The organism is Kitasatospora sp. NEAU-69, assembly GCF_057158765.1.
Window position 1 is genome coordinate 1 of sequence record NZ_JBWXUE010000036.1, and the last position, 23,647, is coordinate 23,647.

Genomic DNA, 23,647 nt, shown 5'->3' on the forward strand with positions numbered 1-23,647 from the left:
AAGGGCTTGCAGAGAAGTAACCCGTGGCTTCCGGTGTTCTGGCTCGTTGATGTGCTATGAGAACATCGCGGGAGCAGCAGGCTTTGCTGCAGGCCAAGTTCGAGGCGATCATGCCGCACCTGGACGAGCGGCAGCGGCGGTTGCTGCTGGGTGCGGAGGCCCGGTCGATCGGGCATGGCGGGATCAGGCACGTCGCCCGTGCCGCCGGGGTGCGTGAGGCGACCGTGTCCGCCGGGGTGGACGAGTTGGAGTCCGGCGAGCCGCCGCTGGGCCGGGTGCGGAGGCCGGGCGGCGGCCGCAAGCGCGCCGTCGACCTGGAACCCGCCCTGCGAACCGCACTGTTGGCGCTGGTCGAGCCCGACGAGCGCGGCGATCCGATGTCCCCGCTGCGCTGGACCACCAAGTCCACCCGCCACCTCGCCGACCGGCTCACCCGCCAGGGGTACCGGATCTCGGCGGACACGGTCGGGGACCTGCTGCGCGAGGAGGGCTTCAGCCTCCAGGGCAACGCCAAGACCATCGAGGGTCGCCAACATCCCGACCGGGACGGCCAGTTCCGCTACATCAACGAACAGGCCAAGGCTCACCAGGCGGGTGGCGACCCGGTGGTCAGCGTGGACACGAAGAAGAAAGAGCTCGTCGGCCCCTACAAGAACGGCGGCCGGGAGTGGGAGCGCGCAGGCCACCCGGTCGCGGTCTCCACCCATGACTTCCCCGACAAGGAACTGGGCAAGGCGATCCCGTACGGCATCTACGACTTGGCCGCGAACACCGGCTGGGTGAACGTGGGCACCGACCACGACACCGCCGCGTTCGCGGTCGAATCGATCAGGCGATGGTGGCGCGGCGCCGGGCACACCGCCTACCCCGGTGCCCGGCGCCTGCTGGTCACCGCGGACGCCGGCGGCTCCAACGGCTACCGCACCCGTGCCTGGAAGGCCGAACTCGCTGCCCTCGCCGTGGAGACCGGCCTGATCATCACTGTGTGTCATTTTCCGCCGGGTACATCTAAATGGAACAGGGTCGAACACCGGCTGTTCTCCCACATCACCATGAACTGGCGCGGCAGGCCCCTGAGCAGCCACGAGGTCATCGTGAACAGCATCGCCGCAACGACCACCCGCACCGGTCTGACCGTCCACGCCGAACTCGACACGGCCACCTACCCCACCGGTGTGACGGTCGGCGACCGGCAGATGGACGCCCTGCCCCTGGACCGCCACGACTGGCACGGCGAGTGGAACTACTCCCTGCGGCCCGAGGAATACGCCCAGGTCAGCGATGCCCCCGACCCGTTCGACCAACCCAGCCCCGACCTCGCCTGGCTCTGCCACCCGATCCTGACCGGCCTACCCGCACCCGAGTGGGACGCCCTGATCACCACGCTCACGTCCCTCCACGACACCCAGCGCGAGGGCCAACTCGACAAGCGGCGCGGCCACCGGCCCCGCGTCAAGGGCGACGGCACCACCGGCCGGCGACCGGTTCTCACCCTGGCCGACCGCCTCCTGGCCGTTCTGCTCCACCAGCGGCTCGGTCTCCCGCAGGTCGCCGTGGCCCGGCTCTTCTGTGTCACACCCGAGACCGTCAACCGCCGCATCCGCGACGTCCGCAACCTCCTCCAGGCCGCAGGCCACACCATCGAGCCTGCCGGAGCCCAACTGTCCGACCTGGACGCCCTCTACAAGCTCGCCACGACCCAAGGCATCACTCTTCCGGCAGAGATCAAGACTGCGAGTTGATGATCTGCAAGCCCAACGTGTCGGCGTTGGCGAGCACGTCTCGGTGGAAGTGCAGGGTGGCCTTCGGGCGGCCGGTGGTGCCGGAGGTGAAGGCGATCAGCGCGACGTCGTCGGCGGCGGTCGGTACCGCCGTGAACGGCGTGGCCGGCTTGGCCGCGCACCGGGCCGTCAGGTCGTCCGGCCCCGGGCCGCCGTAGGCGAGGACGGTCAGGCCGGGAGTCCGGGCCCGGGTGAGTTCGTCCAGGCTCCGGTGGTCGCAGAGGGCGACCACCGGCATGCTGATCTCGTGCATCGCGGTCAGTTCGGGTGCCCGGAGCAGTGGCATGGTGCTGACCGCCACCGCACCGGCCTTCAGTACGCCCAGCCAACAGGCCACCAGCCAGGGGTTGTTGGGTCCACGCAGCAGCACCCGGTTGCCGGCCGCCACACCCAGGTCCTCGGTCAGCACCCGGGCCACGCGGTCCGCCCGGTCGCGCAGCAGGCCGTAGCTCCACTGCTCCGTCGGGGTGAGCAGGGCGCGCCGGTCGGGGCCGAGCCGCTCGATCGTGTCGTCGAGCAGCGCCTGCGCGCAGTTGAGCCGGGCCGGATAAGCCAACTCCGGTAACTCGAAGATGAGTTCAGGCCACTGTTCGGGCGGCGGAAGACTGTCGCGACAGAACGTGTCCAGATGCGCTGAGGGTGAGAGCTCCATGGGCGACACCTCGTTCGGCGAGCGGGAGTGAGGCCAGTATGGCGCGTTGGTGACGCCAGTCAAGGGATCGATACACGCATTCGGGCGACTCGTCCGCACAGCACGAGTCCCCGGCAGCACGGCGCCGCCGGGGACTCATGGGTAACTTATGGACTACTCGCGGGTTGCTCCCGCCGTACTACCCGCCGGTATCAGTAACTGACGCTCACCCCCCGCACGGTGTGCACATCGGTCGCCCCGCCGGTCGATGCCGTGAACCCGGGCAGCACGTTCGCCGGCAGCGTGACCGGGGTGTCGATCACCTGCTTGCCGTCGATCGCGACCTGGAGGTGGCTCGCCGGGGTCACCGTCACATCGACCGTGTGCGTGCCCTGCCGCAGCTGCGGCACGGTCGTCGAGGTGGCCGCGTACTGCAACTGGTTGCCGGTCGCGCCGGTGACGACCGCCACGAAGTTCGACGACGGGTCACCGGAGTGCTTCAGCGTCTCCAGCGCGACCGCCACGCCTGGCAGCCCCGCGTAGCCGAGCCCGCTCGCGCCGGTGCCGAGCGAGGTCGCTCCGGCCTTGGACGCGTCCAGCATGGTGAAGGTCAGGCCGTCCGCGCCGGTGCCGCCGTTCAGCTGCGCGGTGAAGTGCGCGTGCAGGTGGGCGGAGGCGATCGGGGTCGCCGAGAACGCGGTGCCGCGCTGGTTCACCGTCGCCTGGGTCAGCACCAGGTCGGTGCCGGACATCGCGGCCGAGCCGTTGAACGTCCAGCCGTCGTTCGCGGCCGGCGGTGCGACGGCGTACGAGGTCGCGGTGATCGCCGCGCCGCGCACGGTGTGGAAGTCGTCGAGCCCGCCGGTGCCGCCGGTGAAGGCGACCAGTGCGGCCGGCGTCAGCGTCGGCACCGCCGCCTGGAGCACCTGGGTGCCGTCCACCTTGACGGTGACCGTGGTCCCCTTGATCGCGACCGAGACGGCGTGCGTGCCCGTGCGCAGGTTCGGCACGTTCGTCGCGGTCTGCGCGTACGTCAGCCCGCTCGCGCCGCCGCCGGTCGCGATCCCGACGAAGTTGCTCGCCGGGGCTCCGACGCCCTTGAAGGTGTCCAGCACCACCGCGACGCCGTTCAGCCCCTGGTAGCCGAGGCCACCGCCGGACCCGCCGACCGACTTCGGGGTCGAGGTGGTCGGGTCGAGCAGCGTGAAGGTCTGGCCGTCGGCGCCGGTGCCGCCGCCGATCACCGAGGTGAAGTTCGCCGTCAGCCCGTCGGTCGCGACCGGGGTCGCGAAGACGGCCGAGCCGGCCTGGTGCGCGACCGCGCCGGTGAGCTGCAGGTCGTTGCCGTTCAGCGCCGCGGAGCCGTTCAGCTGCCAGCCGCCGGCGCTCGGCGCGGGCAGCGTGATCTGGCCTGCGGTCGGCGGCGGGGTGATGTTCGCGGTGAGGGTGACCGGCTGCGGGCCGTTGCCGTCGTTGGAGGTGATCAGGTACGTGCCGGTGACCGGGCCGGTCGTCGTCGCGTTGATCCACACGGTCTGGTGGATCACCAGACCGGGGCCGATCTGCTGGCCCTCGGCGATCGGATTGGTGGTCTGGAACGGCGCCGTGGGCGGCGCGGCCTTGGTGATGGTGAGCGGGATGTTGCCGGTGTTGCTGATGTCGAACGAGCGCACCGCCGTCTGGCCGACCTGCACCGAACCGAAGTCGACGCTGGTCGGGGTGATCGTCAGTTTGGCCTGGCCGACGATCGCGCTGCCGCTCAGGGCGACCGTGGCCGTGCCGCTCTGGCCGGTGACCGAGAGCGAGCCGGAGTCGTTGCCGGCCGCGGTCGGCGTGTACGCGACCTGCACCATGAGCGACTGCTTCGGCTGGAGCGTGCTGCCGGCCGCCGGCAGGCCGGTGGCCTGGAACGGCGCGTTCGGCGCGCTCGTCGAGCTGACCGTCTCGGGGGCGGTGCCGGTGTTGGTGAAGGTCACGCCGAGCGTCTGGGTGATGCCGGTCGGGCTCGTCTCGAAGGTGAGCGCCGGTGGTGAGGCGGTCAGGCCCGGACTCGTGCCGTAGCCGCTCAGGCCCAGGTCGATGGTGCCGGAGTCGGTGGTGAAGCCGAGCTGGCCGATCGCGCCGCCGGGCGAGGTCGGGGCGAAGGTGACCGGCACGGCGTACGTCTGGCCGGCCGTCAGCGAGACCGGCAGGCCGGTCGGCGCCGCGGTGAACGGGCCGCCGGTGGTGACCGCGGAGATCGTCACGTTCTTCGTGGCCGTGACCGTCACGGTCGTCTGCGCGGTGGTGTTGACCGCGACGTCACCCAGGTCCGGCGCGGTGCCGGTCAGCGCGGCGCCGGAGGGGCTGCCGAAGCCGAGCACGTGGCCGTCCCGGGTGCCGACGAAGACCCGGCCGCCGTCGGTGGCCGGCACCGCGAACTTCGAGGTGGTACCGATCGGCGCCGAGTAGCGCAGGTTCAGCACGCCGTTGACCGGCACCGCGTCGTAGGCCCGCAGCTGCCCGTTCGCGCCGTTGGAGCCGTCGGTGTACTCGACCCAGATCAGCGCGCTGGACGGGTCGTTGCCGTTCGAGGTGACGATCGGCGAGCCGGAGGAGTAGCCGAAGGTCCCGCTGCTGGTGCCGATGCTGGTCAGCGCGGGCGCACCGGCGCCGGTGGTGCCGTACGCGAGCGCGCGCAGCGGGGCACCGCTGCCGACCGTGTAGACGAACGGGATGCTCCCGCCGAACGCCGCCGGGTGGCCCCAGACGCCCTCGAACGGGCCGCTGACGCCGAGCACGTCGTCGGTGCCGCCGGGGCCCTGCGAGCGGCCGCCGAGGTTGTCACGGTCGAGCAGGAAGATCCGGCCGTCCTTGCCGACCGTCACCATCAGGTGCGGGTGGGCCGCGGTGCCGAAGGCCGGCGAGGGCAGGCCGACCGGGCCACCGGAGCCGAAGTCGGTGTCGTTGAGGTCGAGCGTGCTCGCGTTCGACGGGCTGAAGAAGTCCTGGGCGGCGAGCGAGCCGTCACCGTTCACGCCGAGCCGCACCAGCGACTCGGCGAGCTGGCCCGGCGGGCTGGTGCCGGGACCGGGCGCGGGCGAGACGCCGTTGCCGGTGGTGACGAAGATCCGCCCCGCGCCGTCCGAGACCAGGCCCGCGCCGCTCATCCAGATGCCGGCCTTGGCGTTGGTCGAGCCGTCCTCGGTGGCCCAGAGCGAGACCGCGCCGGTCGAGGTGTTGACACCCGCCAGGTAGCCGACGTAGTTGCCGAGGTCACAGAGCGAGCCGAAGCCGATGTAGAGCGAGCCGCCCATCAGCAGCAGGCCGGGGCGCTGGCCCAGCTCGTTCGGGTCGAAGGTGCGGCTGGGGTCGTTGACCGGCGAGCCCTGCACCACGATCGGCCAGCCGGGGCGCTCGGCGCCGGTCGCGGCGTCCATGGCGTGCACGTACCAGTGCGGGTGCGAGGCGTCGGGGCCGTCGTTGACCTTCGCGGTGAGGTAGACGGTATTGGTCGCCGGGTCCACCACGGGCGTTCCGGTCACGCCGACGTTCGGTGCCAGGTCGCCGCAGCCGATCGTGGAGGCGGGCCACGGGGCGCCGAGGTTGCGGGTCCAGGTCGTCGCGCCGCTGGCCGCCGCGATGCCGTAGACGTTGTCGTTCTCGGTGGCGACCACGACGGTGCCGCCGGTGACCACCGGCTGCGCGTAGACCTGGCCGTCCACCGCGGTGGAGAACTGCTGGCCGAAATTGGATCCGGACACCTGGGCCGGCGAGAGCCCCGGCTCGTTCGGATCCCAGCCGGTGCGCAGCGGATCCTGCGAGACGGTGGTCTCATCGGCGCGGGCGGTCTGTGGATGGACCAGTTGACCGGTCGTCAGGGCGGCGCCGAGCAGCAGCGCACCGGCCAGCAGGGAGCCGAGCGGGCGGCGGACGCCGGACCGTGTGAAGGATATGTGCATAGCCCGGATCGTGTCTGACGTATCATCAACTCGTCTACACCACATCCGACATGCTGCGGCTTTTCAGCCCGTCGGGCCCCACGGGCGACTACGTCAGGTCGTGCACGAGTGCAATACCGCTCAACCCACCACACTGGCAGGTCGGTTCAGGCCGGCCGGGCCAGCCGGGCCGCCGGCCGCAGCGCGGTCGGCAGGGCGGTCGGCGACACGGCGGGCGCACCACCCTCGCCCCCCTCACCCAGCACCGCGAGGTAGCGCGCCCGGGCGATCGGGGTCGCCCCGAGCGTGCGCAGGTGCGGACTGTCCCACTGCACGTCCACCAACTGCCCGCCGGCCTCGCCGAACCGGGCCGCCAGATCGGCGACGGCCACCCGGCCGGCATCCGGCCGGCGGTGGAACATCGAGTCCAGGCTGAGCACCGGCCCGGCCAGCACGCCGAACGCGCCGCCGATCAACTCCCCGTCCGCCCAGACCTCCACGCTGTGCGCCCAGCCCTCCTGGTGCAACCGGCTGAGGCCCTCGCGCAGTTCGCCGGTCAGCCAGTGCTGCTCGCGCCCGGCGGCGCAGGCCGCCAGGACCGGGCCGAACGCGCGGTCCACGCTGGTCGTCCAGTGCAGCGTGTTGCGCAGCCGGCGCGCCAGCCGACGCCCGAGGTGCACCCGGCCCGGGGCGATCACCGGGCGCGGGTCCGGCGACCACCAGGCCACCTGGTACGGCACCTCGGCGCCGGGCGGCACCGCGATCGCGCCGGCCGCGACCTGCTCCTCGAAGAGCGCCTCGTTGAGGCAGCGGGCGTACTCGTCCGGCGCGGGCATCGGGAACAGGCCCCGCCGGTAGGCCGCGAGCAGGCCGGCCGCCGAGAGGTCGGCGCAGAACGCGGCCGGCGCGTCACCGGGCGCACCGGCCGGATCCACCGCCGCCCAGCTCCACTCCCCGCCCCCGTCCCCGTCCCCTGACCTACCCGACCCGCCCGGCAGCGCCGTCATCGCGGGCTCCTCGGGACGGCGGTCCGCACCGGCGCCGCCAGCCAGCCCGAGGCCAGCAGCTGACCGAGGTACAGGTCGAGCAGCGCGTCGTCCACCGGCGACAGCTCGATCCCGCTGCCGCGCAGCGCCCGCTCCGCGTTCGCCCGGCCGAACCGCGGGAACGTCGGGCGGAAGTACATCTCGCTGATCGACAACTCGGTCCCCGGGCAGCGCTCGACGAAGAGCGGCACGAACGCCGTCATCGGATGCGTCGGGTGCCCGGCCGCGAACCGCACCAGCTCCTCCACCCAGGCCTGGTAGGGCACCTCTTCGACCGGATAGCCGAACGCCCGCAGCCGCTCGGCGAGCACCCCGACCAGGACCGGCCGCGGGCTGACCAGGTGGAAGACCTCGCCGGCCGCGTCCGCATGCGTCGCCAGGTAGGCGAACGCCTCGCTGAACCGGTCGGCCGGCACGAAGTCGAGCGGCAGCTGCACGTCCGGGCAACTACCGGTCTCCGCGACGTACTTGACCAGTGCGCAGATCTCGGTCCCGGTGTTCATCACCCCGGTGGCCAGGTCTCCGGTCACGTCGTTCGTCCGCACGATGGTGACCGGCAGCCCGGCCGCGGCGGCGTTGTGCAGCAGCGCCTCGGCCGCCCACTTGCTCTCCACGTAGCCGACGCCGAGCTGGTCCTGGTGGGCCAGCGGCGTCTCCTCGGTCACCTCGGTCACCCCGGCCGCGCCGAAGCCGGCCAGCACCGCGAGGCTGGACAGGTAGTGCACCGGGATGCCCCGGGAGCGACCCGCCAGCCGGACCACCTCACGGGTCGCCCCGACGTTCGCCGCCCGCAACTGGTGGTACGGATAGATGAAGTTGACCTGGCCGCCGAGGTGGTGGATCCCGTCCAGCGAGCCGGCCAGCTCGTCGAAGCGCTGCTCGGTCAGGCCGAGCAGCGGCAGCGTCAGGTCGCCGACCAGCGGCACCACCCGCGCGGAGGCCAGGTCCTCGCGCCGGAACCGCTGGTGCGCGGCGCGCAGCCGCTCCAGTGCGTGTTCCTCGTCCGGCGCGCGGACCAGGCAGTGGATCCGGGCCTCGGTGCCGGCCAGCAGCGCGGCGAGCAGGTGGGTGCCGCAGAACCCGGTCGCGCCGGTCAGCAGCAGTTCGGCCGGCCGGTCCCGGCGCGGTCGCGGCGCGCCGCCGGTGCGCACCGGCAGGTCCGCCAGGACGGCCTCGGCCGCCAGGTCCACCGCCTGCCCACTGACGGCCGCCGTGCCGCCGCGCGCGGTGTCGATCGCGGCGGCGAACTGGCCCAGGCCCGCGTCACGCAGCAGCGAGCGGGTCAGGAAGCGGATCCAGCCGACGTCGATGCCGAACATGATCCGGGCCCGGGCCAGCATCTCCATCAGCAGCAGCGAGTTGCCGCCCAGGTCGAAGAAGTCGTCCTCGTCCGTGACCCGCTCGACCCCGAGCACCTGCGACCAGAGCTGCGCCACCGCGGCCCGGGCGGCCGGCGAGCCGATGGCACGGCCGGGCGGTTCGAGCACGACCCGGTTGTGCACCTCCTCGCGGCGGCGCCGCACCATCGGCTCGGTGCGCGGCAGGCGCCGGCGGTCGATCTTGCCGGCCGGGGTGAGCGGCATCCGGTCGAGCAGCACGAACTCGGCGGGCACCATGAAGTCCGGCAGCCGCTCGGCCAGGAACCGGCGCAGCGCGGCGCGGCGACCGGCGGCATCCGAGTCGGTCCGGTCCACCAGCGTGTAGTAGGCGGTCAGCGGGCGGTCACCGTCACCGTCCTCGTCGGAGCTGACCCGGACCAGCCGGACCAGCGGGTGGGCCGCCAGCACCGACTCGACCTCGACCGGATCCACCCGGAAGCCGCGGATCTTCACCTGGTCGTCGAACCGGCCGAGCAGCTCCAGGTTGCCGTCGGCGCGCCAGCGGCCGGCGTCCCCGGTGCGGTACATCCTCTCGCCGGGGCCGTCCGCGTACGGGTCCGGCAGGAACCGCTCGGCGGTCGGCCCGGCCGCGCGCCAGTAGCCGAACGCCAGGCCGGGTCCGCCCAGGTGGATCTCGCCCTTCTCCCCCGGGCGCACCGGGCGCAGCTCGCCGTCCAGCAGGTGCACCCGGGCGCCGGCCAGCGGCTTGCCGATCGGCACCGGCGCCGCCGGGGCCGCGTCCAGCACGGCCGCGCTGGCCTCCCAGAGGGTGGAGGTGACCGCCGCCTCGGTGACGCCGTACGCGTTGAGCAGCCGGGCGCCGGGCAGCCGGCGCAGGCAGTTGCGGCAGTCGTCGGCGTGCACGGTGTCGCCGCCGACGATCACTAACCGCAGGCCCGGTGGCGCCGGGTCCCGGTCCGAGAGCAGTCCGAGGAACTGGTGCCAGTAGGCGGGCGTCAGGTCGGCGACGGTCAGGCCCAGCCGCGGCAGCCGGTCGAGCAGTTCGGTCGGCGCCCAGGTGGTGGCGCCGCCGAGCACCAGGGTGGCGCCGCTGAGCAGCGTCGCGAAGATCTGCTCCAGCGAGGTGTCGAAGCCGAGCGCGGCCAGTTGCAGCACCCGGTCGGCCGGCGACAGCCGGTACGCCTCGGCGACCCGGGTGAGCGTGAAGACCAGCGCCCGGTGGCTGACCAGCACGCCCTTGGGTGCGCCGGTGGTGCCGGAGGTGTAGATGAGGTACGCGGGATCGGCCGGCCCGGCCTGCTCCGGCGACTCCCCCGCACCGCCGCGCGGAGCGGCGCCCTGGCCGGTGTGGCGGCCGCCGGAGCGGTGTTCCTCGACCAGCACCGGCTCGGTCGGGCAGTCGGCGAAGCGCCGCCGGTGGCCGCGGCTGGTGATCAGCAGTTCAGCGCCGGAGTCGTTGACCAGCTGGACCAGCCGGCGGTCCGGGTGGGTCGGATCGAGCGGCAGGAAGGCGGCGCCGGCCTTCAGTGCCGCGAGCAGCGCCACCACCAGGTCGGCGCTGCGCGGCAGGCAGACCGGGAGCACCGCCCCGCGCCGCACGCCGAGCCCGCGCAGCGCGGCCGCGAGCCGGTCGGCCCGGGCGTCGAGCTCGCCGTAGCTGAGCTCGTCCTCCTCGGCGACCACCGCGACGGCCTGCGGGTCACGGGCGGCCCGGGCGGCGAAGAGCCGGTGGACGGTGTCACCGCCGACCGGGCCCCGCCCCGCGGTCGCCCTGGCATCGGTTCCGACGCCGGCCGCCCCGCCCGGACCACTCCAGAGCCGGCCGATCTCGGCGAGCGCACCTTGGCGGGACTCCGCCTCGGACACGCTCCGCCATCCCGAGGGAACCGGGTTGCCGCCACTCCAGATCGTGTACTGCCCGTCGGCATTGCACAGCACCAGGTGGTGGCTACTGCTGTTCGGGGAGAGACCATCCACGGTTCTGACCTCAGCTGGGGCGGCCGAAACAGCGCGATCGGGATACCCGGCTCCGGCGGGCAGCGATGTCGTCCCGGGGCCAGCGCGTGCGGGTGCCCGTCCGATTCGGTGGACGGGGAGCCCGCCTGGTGGCAGCCGGGGTGTCGGGCGGGGCGCTCCGGCTCGGCCGGGCGCGCCGCTGTCCATGCCAACTATACTGATCACACAGGCGTCTTGCCGATCGGGCCGGATTCCCCGTTCCCTTCCCGAGAATTCACCGAATCCGGCCGACTCCACGATTCGCCCGACAGATTTCGCCCGACGCATTTCCCCGCACCAGAGGTTCCACCCCGAACTCCTGCGGCGCCGCGCCGCGCGCGCCGCGAGTCCCATCCGGCCCACCCGGTGATGTCGCGCAGGAGGTAGCACTCTTGACCCTTCGACGACAGCAGCTGATGCTCGGCTACCTCGTGTGGATGGTGACGTTCACCGGGATCTACTACGCCTATCCGACGCAGCGGATCATCTGGTGGACCGGGATCGGACTCGGTGGCGTGGCGGCCATCCTGGTCGGCGTCCGGCTCAACCGGCCCGCCCACCCACTGCCCTGGCTACTGCTCGCGGCAGCGAACTTCAGCTTCACCAGCGGCGAGGTCGTCCAGGTGGTGCAGACCCAGTTCCTGCACCTGAACAACCCGTTCCCGTCGGTCGCCGACGGCTTCTACCTCGCCGAGTACCTGCTGTACGCGGCCGGCGTGCTGGGGTTCATCCGCTGGCGGACGGCCCATCAGGACCGCGCCAGCCTGATCGACGCACTGACGCTGACCGTGGGCCTGGGTCTGCTCGCCTGGATCTACCTGATCCTGCCGTACGTCCACACCCCCGAGCTGAGCGCGCTGTCGAAGGCCGTCTCGATCGCCTACCCGCTCGGCGACATCCTGATCCTCGCGATGCTGCTGCGCCTGCTCGTCCCCCGCGGCGGCAACAGCCCCGCCCTGCTGCTGCTCACCGTCGGCACCGTCGGCCTGCTGGTCTCCGACACGCTGTACGGCCTGATCCAGCTGCACGGCACCTGGCACATCGGCACGCCGGTGGACCTCGGCTGGGCCGCCTTCTACTGCGCCTGGGGCGCCGCCGCGCTGCACCCGTCGATGGTCGAGCTGACCCGGCCGATCCCCACCCAGCAGAGCGACATCACGGCCGGCCGGCTCGCGCTGCTCACCCTCGCCTCGCTGATCGCACCGGGCATCCTGGTGCTCGGCGCCTCGCAGGGCGACACCTCGCACGCCGCCCTGATCGGCGGTTTCTCCGCGGTGCTCTTCCTGCTGGTGCTCGCCCGGCTGGCCGGCGTGGTGCTGGTGCACCGTCAGGCGATCGCCCGCGAACGCGCGCTGCGCGAGGCCGGCGCCTCGCTGACCTCCGCCGTCACCGTCGGTGAGGTGGCCGGCGCCGTGCAGGCGGTGGCGACCCGGCTGATGCCGCGCAACGACGACCACCGCGCGCTGCTCGCGATCAACGAGAACGGCGTGCTGCACGTGCGCCAGGCGCAGCACAACGGCGCCCCCCACTCCGGCGGCACCCACCCCGGCGGCACCAGGTCCGACCGGCTGCTCGTGCTCGCCTCGGTCAAGGAGACCCAGCTGCTGCCCACCGGCGAGCTCGGCAGCGAACTCGCCGGCCTGCTCGGCGGCAAGCCGTCCGCGCTGCTCAGCCCGATGGCGCTGGAGGAGCGCCCGTCCGGCGACCCGCTGCTCGGCATGCTGATCGTGACCGGCACCGCGCAGGAGCTGACCGCCTTATGGAGCTCGCTGGAGATCGTCGCCGCGCAGTCGGCGCTCGCGCTGGAGCGGGTGATGCTGAGTCAGGAGGTCAACCGGCGCAACAGCGAGGCGTACTTCCGCACGGTGGTGCAGAACGCCTCCGACGTGATCCTGATCCTGACCGCCGACGACGACGGGATCCGCTACGCCAGCGCGTCCGCCGAACGGGTGCTCGGTTACCCGAGTCTGGACGGGCGGCGGCTGACCGACCTGGTGCCGACCGAGGACAGCCGCGCGATCGGCAACGCGCTGGTCCGGATGCGCTCGCGCGGCAGCAGCGAGCAGCGCGAGCACTGGCGGCTGCTGCGCAAGGACGGGATCCCGATCGAGGCCGAGGTGCACTGCAACGACCTGCGCCAGGACCCGACCGTCGGCGGACTGGTGCTCACCCTGCGTGACGTCACCGAGCAGCGCAAGATGGAGCGCGAGCTGACCCACCGGGCGTTCCACGACTCGCTGACCGGCCTGGCCAACCGGGTCCTCTTCCTCGACCGGGTGGACCACGCGCTCTCCCGCAGCATGCGGGCGGGCACCGTGACCGGCGTGCTCTTCGTGGACGTCGACGACTTCAAGGTGGTCAACGACACCCAGGGGCACGCGGTCGGCGACGAGCTGCTGATCGCCGTCTCACTGCGGGTCTCCAGCGCGCTGCGCACCTCGGACACCGCGGCCCGGCTCGGCGGCGACGAGTTCGCCGTGCTGGTCGAGGACGCCCTGCGGCCCACCGACGTCGAGGCGATCGCCGACAGCGTGCTGGGCGCGTTCACCGAGCCGTTCAAGCTGAGCTCCGGCGCCGTCCGGGTGACCGCCAGCATCGGCGTCGCGACGACCGACGACAGCGTGCACGCGGCCGAGCTGCTCACCCACGCCGACCTCGCGCTCTACGCGGCCAAGGCGGCCGGCAAGCGCCAGTGGCGCCACTACCAGCCGGCCCTGCAGGCCGGGCTGATCGAACGGCACGAGCTCAACGAGCACCTGGACAGCGCGATCGCGATCGCCGACTCCTCCTTCGCGCTGCACTACCAGCCGATCGTCGACCTCGCCAACGGCGACCTGGTGGCCTTCGAGGCGCTGGTGCGCTGGCCGCACGACGTGCGCGGCATGGTGCTGCCGGACGAGTTCATCCCGGTCGCCGAGGAGAGCGGGCAGATCGTCCGGCTCGGCGCCTGGGTGCTGGAGCGGGCCGCCGCCGACACCGCCGACTGGCAGCGGCTCAGCGGCCCCCGGCGCCGCACCGGCGACCGCCCGCCGCTGCGGCTGAACGTGAACGTCTCGGCCCGCCAGTTCCGCGACGCCGGCTTCGTGGACGTCGTGCGCGACACCGTCCGCAACTCCGGCCTGGCACCCGAATCGCTCGTCCTGGAGCTGACCGAGAGCGTGCTGATGCGCCGCGACGAGCGGGTGCACGCCGACATGCGGGCACTGGGCGACCTCGGGGTCGGCATCGCCATCGACGACTTCGGCACCGGCTACTCCTCGCTGAGCTACCTGCGCGAGTTCCCGATCTCGATCCTGAAGATCGACAAGTCCTTCATCGACGGGCTGGCGCACTCCCCGCAGCAGTACGCGCTGGTCGAGGGGATCGCCCGGATCGCCGACACGCTCGGCGTCCAGGTGATCGCCGAGGGGATCGAGGACAGCACCCAGCGCGACCTGCTGGCCGCGATGGGCTGCCCGCTCGGCCAGGGCTACCTGTTCGCACAGCCGCTCTCGGTCGAGCAGGCCGGCGTGCTGGTGCGCAACGATGCGGACCAGGCCGGCCTCCAGGCTGCCCGCGGCCGCCCCGAACTGGCGCTGCGACCGGTGCAGCCGCAACCACGCCAGCCCTGACCCAGGGCCTGTCGGGCGAACTACAGTGGGGACAAGATCACGGGGCAGCGGCCCCGCACACCGGGCCCAGAGCGGACCGGCCGGGGGGAGGGGGTAACGGATGGTCTCGACGGCGCTCAACGTCACCAGCGGCTCCTCGCTGCTCGCCTCCTACGGCGCGCTGGCGGTCCTGCTGGTGACGTTCGTCGAGGCCGGGCTGCTGGTGGTGGGCTTCTTCGTGCCGGGCGACACGCTGCTCTTCCCGGCGGGCGTGCTCTGCGCGTCCGGCACCACCGCGAGCACGCACCACGGGCCGTACCTCACGCTCTGGCAGGTGCTGCTCTGCGCGGGGGCCGGCTCGATCGTCGGCACCCAGCTGGGCTTTCTGATCGGCCGGCACGGCGGGCAGCCGCTGCTCGCGCGCAGCCGCAGCACCCGGCTGAAGAGCACCGCGGCCCGGGCCGAACACCTGCTGGACCGGTACGGCCAGCGCAAGGCGATCGTGCTCGGGCGCTTCGTGCCGATGGTGCGCTCGGTGCTCGGCCCGCTGGCCGGCGTCCTGCGCGTGCCGACCAGGACGTTCACGCTCTGGCAGGTGGTCGGCGGGCTGCTCTGGACCCAGAGCACGATCCTGGCGGGCTACGCGCTGGGCAGCTCGTTCCCGCGGATAGACGACTACCTGCTGCCGGTGGTGCTCGCGGTCGTGGTGCTCTCCGCGCTGCCGCTGCTGCTCTCCCGGCGCCGTACGTCGCGCTGAGCCCGGCGGCGCCTTTCGGGGCCCTTCAGCCCGCGGCCTGCTGCAGTCGGCGCGCCGAGGCCCGCACCGCGAACGACATGGCGGCCTCGAAGAGCCCGAGCAGCAGCAGCCACAGCCCGATCAGCCGGGCCAGCACGATCGCGGACCCCACCGGGTAGCTGAGCACCACGATGCCCGCCACGATGCCGAGCGCGCCGAAGAAGAGCATCAGTCCGCGGTACGGCAGGTCCTGCTCGCTGATCGCCACCCAGAGCGTCACCGCACCGGAGAGCAGCCAGTAGAGCCCGACGACCACCGCGAGGAAGCCGATCGTCTGCAACTGGTGCCGCAGACAGAGCACACCGGCCAGGATCGCGAGCAGCGCGAGCAGCACCCGCAGGGCGCGGCCCTCCGTCCCGCGCTCCTCGTGCCCGAAGGCGCTGACGAACCGGACCACCCCGGCCACCAGCAGCTGGATGCCGATGATGATCGCGACGATCCGGACGGTCTCCTCGGGCCAGCTGAGCATCATCACGCCGGCGGCAGCGGTGAGCACGCCGAAGCCGAGCATCCACCACCATGACCGGCCGAGGCCGGCCAGATACGACTGCGGGTCCGCGTAGGCGGGCCGGAACGGTTCGGTCACCGGTGGCTCCCTCGGTCGTCGCGGCCGGGGCCGCGTGGGACCTGACACCCCCATCACCCCAGTGTGCCGCGACCCGCCCGGCCGCGCCCGCGCCGAGCGGGTCGCCCCGGGCCGCACCGGTCCCTCTCCCCCAGTGGCACTCTCCGCGCCCGATCGGTCACCCGCTGATACGTTGGCCGCTACTGCCCGTTTGCTGCCGATGGCCGCAGGCCGTGGAGGTGCGGTGAACCGCTGGAAGGCGCTGATCGTGCTGGGCACCGCCCAGTTCCTGATGGTGCTGGACGCCTCGGTGATGAACGTGTCGATCAGTCAGCTGGTCAAGGACTTCGACACCACCGTCACCGCGATCCAGGGGGTCATCACGCTGTACACCCTGGTGATGGCCGCCTTCATGATCACCGGCGGCAAGCTCGGCGACATGTTCGGCCGCCGCCGGATGTTCTCGCTCGGGCTGGTGATCTACGGGGTCGGCTCGGCGTTGACCGCCGTCGCACCGACGCTCTGGGTGCTCGCGCTCGGCTGGTCGATCATCGAGGGCCTCGGCGCGGCGCTGGTGCTCCCGGCGCTCGCCGCCCTGGTGGCCGGCGCCTACCGGGGCCCCGACCGCGCGGTCGCGTACGGCGTGATCGGTGGGCTGGCCGGCGCCGGCATCGCGGTCGGCCCGCTGCTCGGCGGCTGGCTGACCACCTACCTGACCTGGCGGCTGGTCTTCGCCGGCGAGGTCGTGCTGGTGGTCGCGATCCTGCTGCTGATGGGGTGGATCCCGCAGGAGCAGGAACCGACCGAGCGGCCACGGCTGGACTGGGTCGGCACCGTGCTGTCGGCCACCGGGCTCGCGCTGCTGGTGGTGTCCGTGCTGCAGAGCGGCACCTGGGGCTGGTTGCAGCCGCGCAATCCCCCGTTCACCGTGCTCGGCTACTCCCCGACGGTCTTCGGGATCGCGCTCGGCGGCGTCGTCCTGGGCGTCTTCGACTGGTGGGAGCGGCGCCAGGCGAACCCGCTGGTGCGCCTCGGCCTGTTCCGGATCACGGAGCTGCGGTCCGGACTGCTGATGCTGTTCAGCCAGAACCTGATCCTGCTGGGCCTGTTCTTCGTCATCCCGCTCTACCTCCAGGTCGTCCAGGGCCTGACGGCCTTCGAGACCGGGCTGAAGCTGCTGCCGGTGTCGATCACGATGCTGGCGGCGTCGCTGGGCGGCTCACGACTGGGCCGGTTCGCCTCGCCGCGGGCGGTGATCCGGATCGGCCTGCTGGTCCTGCTGATCTCGACCGTCTGGCTGGTCGGCACGATCGAGCCCACGCTGAACAACCTGTCGTTCGCGCTCGCGATGGCGCTGCTCGGGCTCGGCATGGGCCTGCTCGCCTCGCAGCTGGGCAACGTCGTCCAGTCCAGCGTGAGCACGGCGGACCGCAGTGAGGTCGGCGGGCTCCAGTACACCGCGCAGAACCTCGGCTCCTCGCTCGGCACCGCACTGATCGGCGCGATCCTGATCGGCGCGCTGGCCACCGCGTACACCGAGGTGATCGCGGACGATCCGCGGATCTCGCAGGAGGTCCGGCAGGCGGCCGGCAGCCGGCTGGAGGCGGGGATCATGTTCGTGCCCGCCGACTCCGTCGCCACGGCGCTGGCCGGGACGGCGGTGCCGCCCGACGAGGCGGCCGCGCTCGTCGACGGCTACCGGGAGGCCCAGCTCGCCGGGCTCAGAGCGGCGCTGCTCGCGACGGCCGCGATCACGCTCGGCTGCTTCGCCTTCACCCACCGGCTGCCCACGGCCCGGACGGGTGAATCACCGGCGGCCGCCGCCCCGACCGGGCCGTGACGGTGCCCGTGCCCGTGCCCGTGCCCGACCGGAGCCTGCCGTGAGCTGGCGCGACAGGAGCGAACGCGTCCGCCGGTGGTTCGACACCTCGGCGGCCACGCTGCGCACCACGCCGTTCCTGGAGCGGCTCACCACCCAGCTGATCCACGTGCGCGTGCTCGACACCGCCACCCGGCTCGCCGCGCAGACCTTCCTGACCGCGCTGCCGGTCGTCTTCGTGATCGCGGCCTTCGCGCCGAGCTGGATCCGCGACGGTCTGGTCGACTCGCTGCGCATCGTCCTCGGGCTGCGCGGCGCCCCGCTGGAGGAGGTCACGACCGTCTTCAGCTCCGGCCACACGCAGCTCAAGGAGGGCACCGGCGCGGTCGGCATCCTGGTCACGCTGCTGTCGGCGACCGCGTGCAGCCGAGCGCTGCAGCGGCTGTGCGAGTGGTCCTGGCACCTGCCCCGGGCGAGCACCCGGCTGGCGGCCGGGCGCTGGGTGGCCTGGCTGCTGGTCTGGCTCGTCGCGCTGCTGTTCCAGGGCAAGATCCACGATGCGTTCGGAGCCGGCTGGGGCCTGGGCGGCGTGCTCTCGGTGATCTCCGGCACGCTGCTCTGGTGGTGGACGCAGCACCTGCTGCTCGGCGGGCGGGTGCCGTGGCTGCCGCTGCTGCCGGGGGCGGCCCTGACGGGGGTCGCGCTGGTGACGCTGGTCGAGGTCTCCACGCTCTACGTGCCGCGCGCGCTGGAGCGCAGTTTCGCGCAGTTCGGTGCGATGGGCCCGATCTTCACGATGTTCTCCTGGCTGATCGTGCTCTTCACGGCCATCACGCTCTGCATCGCGGTCGGCTACGTGATCGCGAACGAGGGCCCGATGATCCAGCTGCTCGGCACGCCGTCCCCGGAGCCACCGACCGGGCCTGCGGCCGGGCCACCGACCGAGGAGACGCCGGAGCCACCGGTCGAGCCGTCACCCGACCGGCCGTCCGAACCGCCGACCGGCGGCGCCGGGCAGAAGGAGCTCTGACGACGGGCCCCGGGGCCCGTCCGGGTTAGCGCAGGTCGTGGCGGGCCGGGTTCTCGGTTTTGCTGGGGAGAAGGCCCCGGCTCAGCACAGTCGAGCCACTCGCCGCCCAGCAGGCCGAGCCACCAGGAGCACAGATGCCGCCGACAGCCTCCGCCGAGGACGACGGGCAGCCGGACGAGCAGCCGGGCGGACGATCGGACGGCCGACCGGGCGACCGGCCCAGCGGGGAACCGGGCGGGCAACCGGGCAGCCGGCCGTCCGACCAGCCGGACGAGCGGCCGTCCGATCAGCCGTCCGACCACCCGAGCGCCGGCGGCCCGTCCGACGAGGACGACGTCGTCGCGCTGCGCCGCCGGGTCGCCCAGCTGGAGGCCGCCGGGCCACCTCAGGAGCACCACCGGCTGCGGACCAGCGGATCCGTGGTGCTGATCGTGCTCGCCTCGGTCCTCTCGCTGCTCGCCGTGCTCGCGGTCTGGGCGCACAACCTGGTGACCGACACCGACACCTTCGTCGCGACCATCGGCCCGCTGGCGAGCGACCCGCGGATCCAGGACGCCGTCACGAAGCAGATCAGCGGTGCCGTGCTGCAACAGGTGGACGTGAACTCCCTGGTGAACCAGCTCTCCCAGGCGGCCGCGGCGAACGGCATCCCGCCGCAGGTCGCCCAGCTGATCGGCGGCCTGACCGGGCCGATCGGCAACGGGCTGACCAGCCTGGTCGACAACGTGGTCGGGCAGGTGGTCAGCAGCGACCAGTTCGCGACGATCTGGACGAACGCCGTCCGCGCCGCGCACTCCTCGGTCGCGAAGGCGCTGACCGGCCAGGGCGGCGGCGTCATCAAGCTCACGAACAACGAGGTCACGGTCGATCTCGCGCCGGTGATCGACCAGGTGAAGGCGAAGCTCGTCAGTGGCGGCCTGGGCGTGGCGTCCTCGATTCCGACCGTCCACACCGACTTCGTCATCTTCGCCTCGCCCGACCTCGCGAAGGTCAAGTCGGGTTTCCGGCTGCTCGAGATCCTCGGCGACTGGCTCGCGGTGGTGGCCGCGCTGATCGCCGCCGGCGGCGTCCTGCTCGCGGTCAACCGGCGCCGGGCGCTGCTCTGGGCGGCGGTCGGCGTCGCGGCCGCGATGCTGCTGCTGGGCATCGCGCTCGCGGTGTTCCGGTCGTACTTCCTGGACCACCTGCCGGCCGACGCCTCACCGGACGCCGCCGAGGCCGTCTACGACGCGCTCGTGACGTTCCTGCGCAAGTCGGTCCGGACGGTCGGCACGCTCGCCGTGGTCATCGCGCTCGGCGCGTTCTTCGTCGGGCCTTCGCGGGCCGCGACGACCGTGCGCAGAGCGGGCGCCCAGGGCGCGGCCGGGGTGCGGTCGGTCGCCGAGTCGGTCGGCTTCCGGGCCGGCCCGGTCGAGCACTTCGTCCGGCGGCACAAGCACGCGGTCGGCGTCACGATCCTGCTGCTGGCGGCGATCGCCTTCGTGCTGTGGGACCAGCCGAGCGCGCCGGTGGTGTTCTGGTACGCGGTCGCCGTGCTGGCCGCGTTCGGGATCCGCGAGTTCCTGGCGCCGGGCCCGGCAGCGCCCGCCGCCGGCGCCGCCACCACCGCCGCCGCCGCCGCACCACAGGGGACGTCCGGTGGCTGACGCGCCGCCGCCCTGGCGGCCCGGGCGGTCCAGCCCGGCCGGCCGCCGGGCCGGGGTGCTGACCCTGGTGCGGGTGCTGCTGACCACGGCCGGCCTGGGCGCGCTGTACTACCTCGCGCCGCTGGACGGGCGGTTCCGGCTGAACGCCCTGCTGCCGCTCATCCTCGGCATGATCGTGATCACACTGCTGCTCGTCTGGCAGACGCTCGCGATCATGCGTTCCGACTACCCCCGGCTGCGCGCGGTCGAGGCGCTGGCCACCACGATCCCGCTCTTCTGCCTGCTCTTCTCGGGCGCCTACTACGTGCTGGAGCGCAACGCGCCGGGCAGCTTCACCGAGCGCCTGTCCCGGACCGACGCGCTCTACTTCACCATCACCGTCTTCAGCTCGGTCGGCTTCGGGGACATCACCGCCCGCACCAGGACCGCCCGGGTGATCACCACCGGCCAGATGCTGGCCGACCTGATCCTGCTCGGCGTGGCGGCCCGGCTGGTGGTCAACGCGGTGAACGCGGGCCTGCGCCGGCAGCTGGACCCCAAGCCGGGGACCGCCGGGACGGACTCCGGCGACGGCCGGCCGCAAGACGACTGACCCGCGCGGAGACCCTCCCCCATCAGTGCCCCCATCGGTGCCTGCAGCGCTGCCTGCAGCTCACCGGCACCCCCGAACTTCGGCATCCTCAGATTCACTTGCTAGATTGCGCAACAGTGCAACCTGGTGAACCCCCGCTGTCGTCCTGCCCATCGAACGGCAGCGCATGTCGCGCGGGTCGAGGAATGAGGACTTGCGGGGATGACCGAGGTACCAGCGGGCAGGGCCCAGGCGCGTCGTGCGCGTTCCGGCGGGCAGCCCCCAGCGGCTGCGGGCGGGCGGGCCGCGGCTCGCAAGGGCGCGAAGAAGCCGAAGCGCAGGGGTCTGCGGATCCTGGGCTACACGACGGCCGGTGCGGTGCTGCTGACCGCCGGCGTCGGCGGCTACTTCTACTCGGAGCTCTCGGGCAACATCAAGAGCTCGGCGCTGTTCGCCGGCACTTCCGGTGACGCGGGCCACGAGAAGCCGGACGCGTTCGGCCGCACGCCGATCAACATCATGATCATCGGCTCGGACGAGCGCGACAACGCGACCGACTGCCAGATCGGCGGCGACTGCGGTCCGGGCGCGAACGCGGACGTCGAGATGGTGATGCACGTCTCGGCCGACCGCAGCAACGCGACCGTGATGAGCATCCCGCGCGACATCATGACCGACCTGCCCGGCTGCACCGACACGGTGCACCACACGTCGATGAAGCCCCAGCGCGGCCAGATCAACAGCACCCTGGACTACGGCCCGGGCTGCACCGTGGCCGCCGTGCACCAGCTGACCGGTATACCCCTCGACCACTTCATAAAGGTCGACTTCTCCGGCGTGGTGCAGATGTCGGACGCGATCGGCGGCGTGCCGATCTGCGTCTCCAACGACGTCTACGACCCGTACTCGCACCTGAAGCTGAAGAAGGGCACGCACACCCTCAAGGGCATGCCGGCGCTCCAGTTCGTCCGCACCCGGCACGGCTTCGGCGACGGCAGCGACCTCGGCCGCGCGGTCGCCCAGCACATGTTCATGGGCTCGATGATCCGCCAGCTGAAGAGCGCGGGGACGCTCACGGACCCGGCCGCCGTCCTGGGCCTGGCGAACGCGGCGACCAAGGCGCTGACCGTGGACAACGGCCTGGACGGCGTGCCGCAGCTGGTCGGCCTGGCCGACGACCTGAACAAGGTCAAGCCGGACCGGATCACCTTCACCACGATGCAGAACACCCCGGACACGCTCAAGGGCGAGGACGGGCGCGTGCTGATGGCGCCGGCTGCGAAGAACCTGTTCAACGCGATCATCAACGACCAGTCGCTGACCACCGACAGCGGCGACAAGTCCTCCGCGGCGGCCTCGGCCACCTCGACCAGCGACCCGAACACCCCGGCCCCCGCCGCCCCGACCACGGCCGCCGCCGCACCCGCCGCGGGCGCCGGCGCCGGTGCGCCGAAGGCGGACATCGTGGTCCACGTCGACAACGGCAGCGGCGTCACCGGCCGCGGCGGCGAGATCGCCACCGCGCTCAAGACGGCCGGCTACAACCCGGGCACCGCCGCCGAGAAGTTCACCGCCTCGGCCACCACGAGCGAGGTCACCTACACCGCCGGTCGCGAGGCCGACGCGCAGGAGGTCGCCGCCTCGGTCGGCCTGCCCGCCAGCGCCGTCGTCCCCGGTCGCGGCACCGGCATCACGCTCGTCATCGGCACCGACTGGACCAGCGGCACCACCTTCGGCGCCGCTGGGTCCCCGGCCGCCGGCGGCTCCCCGGCCGCACCCGCACCGGTCAACACCCAGGCCGCGCTGAGCAACAGCGACGCGCAGACCGCCGACGACAACAGCAAGTGCGCCCAGGTCAGCACCGACCGCACCGTCGAGCTCAACGGCGTCGGCATGAACCCGACCCAGGCCTACGCCAAGAGCCCCGACGTCCCCGACTCGGCGCAGTAACCCGGCTGTTCGCTTCTCCCGGACCGTCAGCTCCCGTCACAGCGGAGGCCGATGGCCCGGGAGAAGCCGCATCAGCCCAGTTCGAGCGTGAGCAGCGGCTCGGCGAACACCGGCGCCGGTGCGTCGGGATCCGCGGCGACGGCCTGCTCCAGCCGGCGGAAGCCGACCTCCAGCTCGTCGGGATCGAGCTGCGCGAAGAACGAGAGGGTGCGCAGCCGCAGCCGCTCCAGCATCTCGCCGTACGTGCCCGCGGACGGCTCGGTGACCGTGCCGAACCCGGCGACGCGCCAGCCGACCGAGGTGAACGTCTCGATGACCTCGTGCAGCGGCTGGAAGATCGCGGCGTCCGCCTCGTAACCGCGGGGGAAGTACTCCAGCCACCACGGCCGGGGGTGGTGGTCGCGGAAGTTCGCGCGCAGCAGCAGCCGCCCACCGGGCCTGAGCACCCGGGCCAACTCCTGTGCCGCCCGGGGCTTGTCGCGGACGTGGTGCCAGGACAGGAACATCAGCGCGTAGTCGGCGCTGCCGGAGGGCACCGGTATCTCCTCGGCGGCGCCCGCCAGGTACCGCACCTCCGGGTGCCGGGACTGCGCCTGCGCGACCTCGCGCATGCGCACCGCCGGCTCGACCCCGGTGACCGGCCCGAACGCCTCCGCCAACGCGGGCGTGAACCGGCCGGTCCCCGAGCCGACGTCCAGTCCCACCAGCGGGCGCTGCGCGGGCAGCACCGCCGCGAAGGCGTCGATCCAGGTCTGCCGTTGCCGCTCGCTGAGCGCGCGGCCGCGCGCGTAGTCCCGGTACTGCTCGGTGTCGTAGTCGATCGTCCTCATCGCGCCCTCCCGTGTCGGACCGGGCGGCCGCGAGTGCCGCCCCGATATATCAACTCGATACATCGGGACGATATATGCCGGCCCGTCACCCCACAAGATCCGTAGGCGACCGGAACCTCCCCGAAGCCCTCCGGCGG

13 protein-coding genes and 1 pseudogene are annotated in these 23,647 nt (G+C 72.6%); 8 read left to right on the forward strand and 6 right to left on the reverse strand.

What is annotated here, in order from left to right; all coding sequences use genetic code 11:
• Positions 1-56: 56 nt before the first annotated feature.
• Positions 57-1,742: an ISAzo13 family transposase gene (locus AC060L_RS30805; protein ID WP_483801924.1), complete on the forward strand. Its 1,686-nt coding sequence runs from the start codon at positions 57-59 to the stop codon at positions 1,740-1,742.
• On the opposite strand, the pseudogene AC060L_RS30810 reads toward AC060L_RS30805, so the two are convergent.
• The 4 genes and pseudogenes from AC060L_RS30810 to AC060L_RS30825 all read right to left on the reverse strand — a co-directional run.
• Positions 1,741-2,433 (reverse strand): annotated as a pseudogene (locus AC060L_RS30810) (AMP-binding protein); the annotation flags it as partial. The gene AC060L_RS30805 and the pseudogene AC060L_RS30810 sit on opposite strands and share 2 nt — an antisense overlap.
• A gap of 191 nt (positions 2,434-2,624) precedes the next feature.
• A complete protein-coding gene (locus AC060L_RS30815) occupies positions 2,625-6,353 on the reverse strand; it encodes a choice-of-anchor D domain-containing protein (RefSeq protein WP_483802246.1) in 3,729 nt (1,242 codons plus the stop codon).
• A gap of 146 nt (positions 6,354-6,499) precedes the next feature.
• Positions 6,500-7,339: a leucyl/phenylalanyl-tRNA--protein transferase gene (locus AC060L_RS30820; protein WP_483802247.1), complete on the reverse strand. Its 840-nt coding sequence runs from the start codon at positions 7,337-7,339 to the stop codon at positions 6,500-6,502.
• Positions 7,336-10,695 (reverse strand): amino acid adenylation domain-containing protein, encoded by a 3,360-nt coding sequence (locus AC060L_RS30825; RefSeq protein WP_483802248.1) that lies wholly within the window; start codon positions 10,693-10,695, stop codon positions 7,336-7,338. The genes AC060L_RS30820 and AC060L_RS30825 overlap by 4 nt, the downstream gene beginning before the upstream one ends.
• A gap of 410 nt (positions 10,696-11,105) precedes the next feature.
• Here AC060L_RS30825 and AC060L_RS30830 point away from each other — a divergent pair, with 410 nt between their 5' ends.
• Positions 11,106-14,324 carry a putative bifunctional diguanylate cyclase/phosphodiesterase gene (locus AC060L_RS30830; protein ID WP_483802249.1) on the forward strand — a complete coding sequence of 1,073 codons (3,219 nt, stop codon included), beginning with the start codon at positions 11,106-11,108 and terminating at the stop codon, positions 14,322-14,324.
• Positions 14,325-14,424: 100 nt separating this feature from the next.
• Complete coding sequence (locus AC060L_RS30835) at positions 14,425-15,060, forward strand: DedA family protein (RefSeq protein WP_483802250.1); 636 nt, start codon at positions 14,425-14,427, stop codon at positions 15,058-15,060.
• A gap of 25 nt (positions 15,061-15,085) precedes the next feature.
• Here AC060L_RS30835 and AC060L_RS30840 read toward each other — a convergent pair whose 3' ends face one another.
• On the reverse strand, positions 15,086-15,685 hold the full coding sequence (locus AC060L_RS30840) for an HdeD family acid-resistance protein (protein WP_483802251.1): 600 nt from the start codon (positions 15,683-15,685) through the stop codon (positions 15,086-15,088).
• A 223-nt stretch (positions 15,686-15,908) separates the two neighbouring features.
• Between AC060L_RS30840 and AC060L_RS30845 the strand changes: the two genes are divergently transcribed.
• From AC060L_RS30845 to AC060L_RS30865, 5 genes are all read left to right on the forward strand, one after another.
• Positions 15,909-17,504: an MFS transporter gene (locus AC060L_RS30845; protein WP_483802252.1), complete on the forward strand. Its 1,596-nt coding sequence runs from the start codon at positions 15,909-15,911 to the stop codon at positions 17,502-17,504.
• Positions 17,505-17,544: 40 nt separating this feature from the next.
• Positions 17,545-18,513, forward strand: coding sequence for a ribonuclease BN (locus AC060L_RS30850; RefSeq protein WP_483802253.1), 969 nt, complete (start codon positions 17,545-17,547; stop codon positions 18,511-18,513).
• 134 nt (positions 18,514-18,647) lie between these two features.
• Positions 18,648-20,159: a PT domain-containing protein gene (locus AC060L_RS30855; protein ID WP_483802254.1), complete on the forward strand. Its 1,512-nt coding sequence runs from the start codon at positions 18,648-18,650 to the stop codon at positions 20,157-20,159.
• Positions 20,152-20,751, forward strand: coding sequence for a potassium channel family protein (locus AC060L_RS30860; RefSeq protein WP_483802255.1), 600 nt, complete (start codon positions 20,152-20,154; stop codon positions 20,749-20,751). The genes AC060L_RS30855 and AC060L_RS30860 overlap by 8 nt, the downstream gene beginning before the upstream one ends.
• Before the next feature lie 201 nt (positions 20,752-20,952).
• Positions 20,953-22,680, forward strand: a complete 1,728-nt coding sequence (locus tag AC060L_RS30865) for an LCP family protein (protein WP_483802256.1) — start codon at positions 20,953-20,955, stop codon at positions 22,678-22,680.
• Positions 22,681-22,751: 71 nt separating this feature from the next.
• On the opposite strand, the gene AC060L_RS30870 is transcribed toward AC060L_RS30865, so the two are convergent.
• Positions 22,752-23,510: a class I SAM-dependent methyltransferase gene (locus AC060L_RS30870; RefSeq protein WP_483802257.1), complete on the reverse strand. Its 759-nt coding sequence runs from the start codon at positions 23,508-23,510 to the stop codon at positions 22,752-22,754.
• Positions 23,511-23,647 lie beyond the last annotated feature (137 nt).

What these genes read in the sequence shown, in the direction of transcription:
- AC060L_RS30855 (WP_483802254.1), top strand. Translation starts at nt 18,648, where the DNA reads ATGCCGCCGACAGCCTCCGCCGAGGACGACGGGCAGCCGGACGAGCAG.
- AC060L_RS30870 (WP_483802257.1), bottom strand. Translation starts at nt 23,510, where the DNA reads ATGAGGACGATCGACTACGACACCGAGCAGTACCGGGACTACGCGCGC.
- AC060L_RS30835 (WP_483802250.1), top strand. Translation starts at nt 14,425, where the DNA reads ATGGTCTCGACGGCGCTCAACGTCACCAGCGGCTCCTCGCTGCTCGCC.
- AC060L_RS30820 (WP_483802247.1), bottom strand. Translation starts at nt 7,339, where the DNA reads ATGACGGCGCTGCCGGGCGGGTCGGGTAGGTCAGGGGACGGGGACGGG.
- AC060L_RS30815 (WP_483802246.1), bottom strand. Translation starts at nt 6,353, where the DNA reads ATGCACATATCCTTCACACGGTCCGGCGTCCGCCGCCCGCTCGGCTCC.
- AC060L_RS30805 (WP_483801924.1), top strand. Translation starts at nt 57, where the DNA reads ATGAGAACATCGCGGGAGCAGCAGGCTTTGCTGCAGGCCAAGTTCGAG.
- AC060L_RS30865 (WP_483802256.1), top strand. Translation starts at nt 20,953, where the DNA reads ATGACCGAGGTACCAGCGGGCAGGGCCCAGGCGCGTCGTGCGCGTTCC.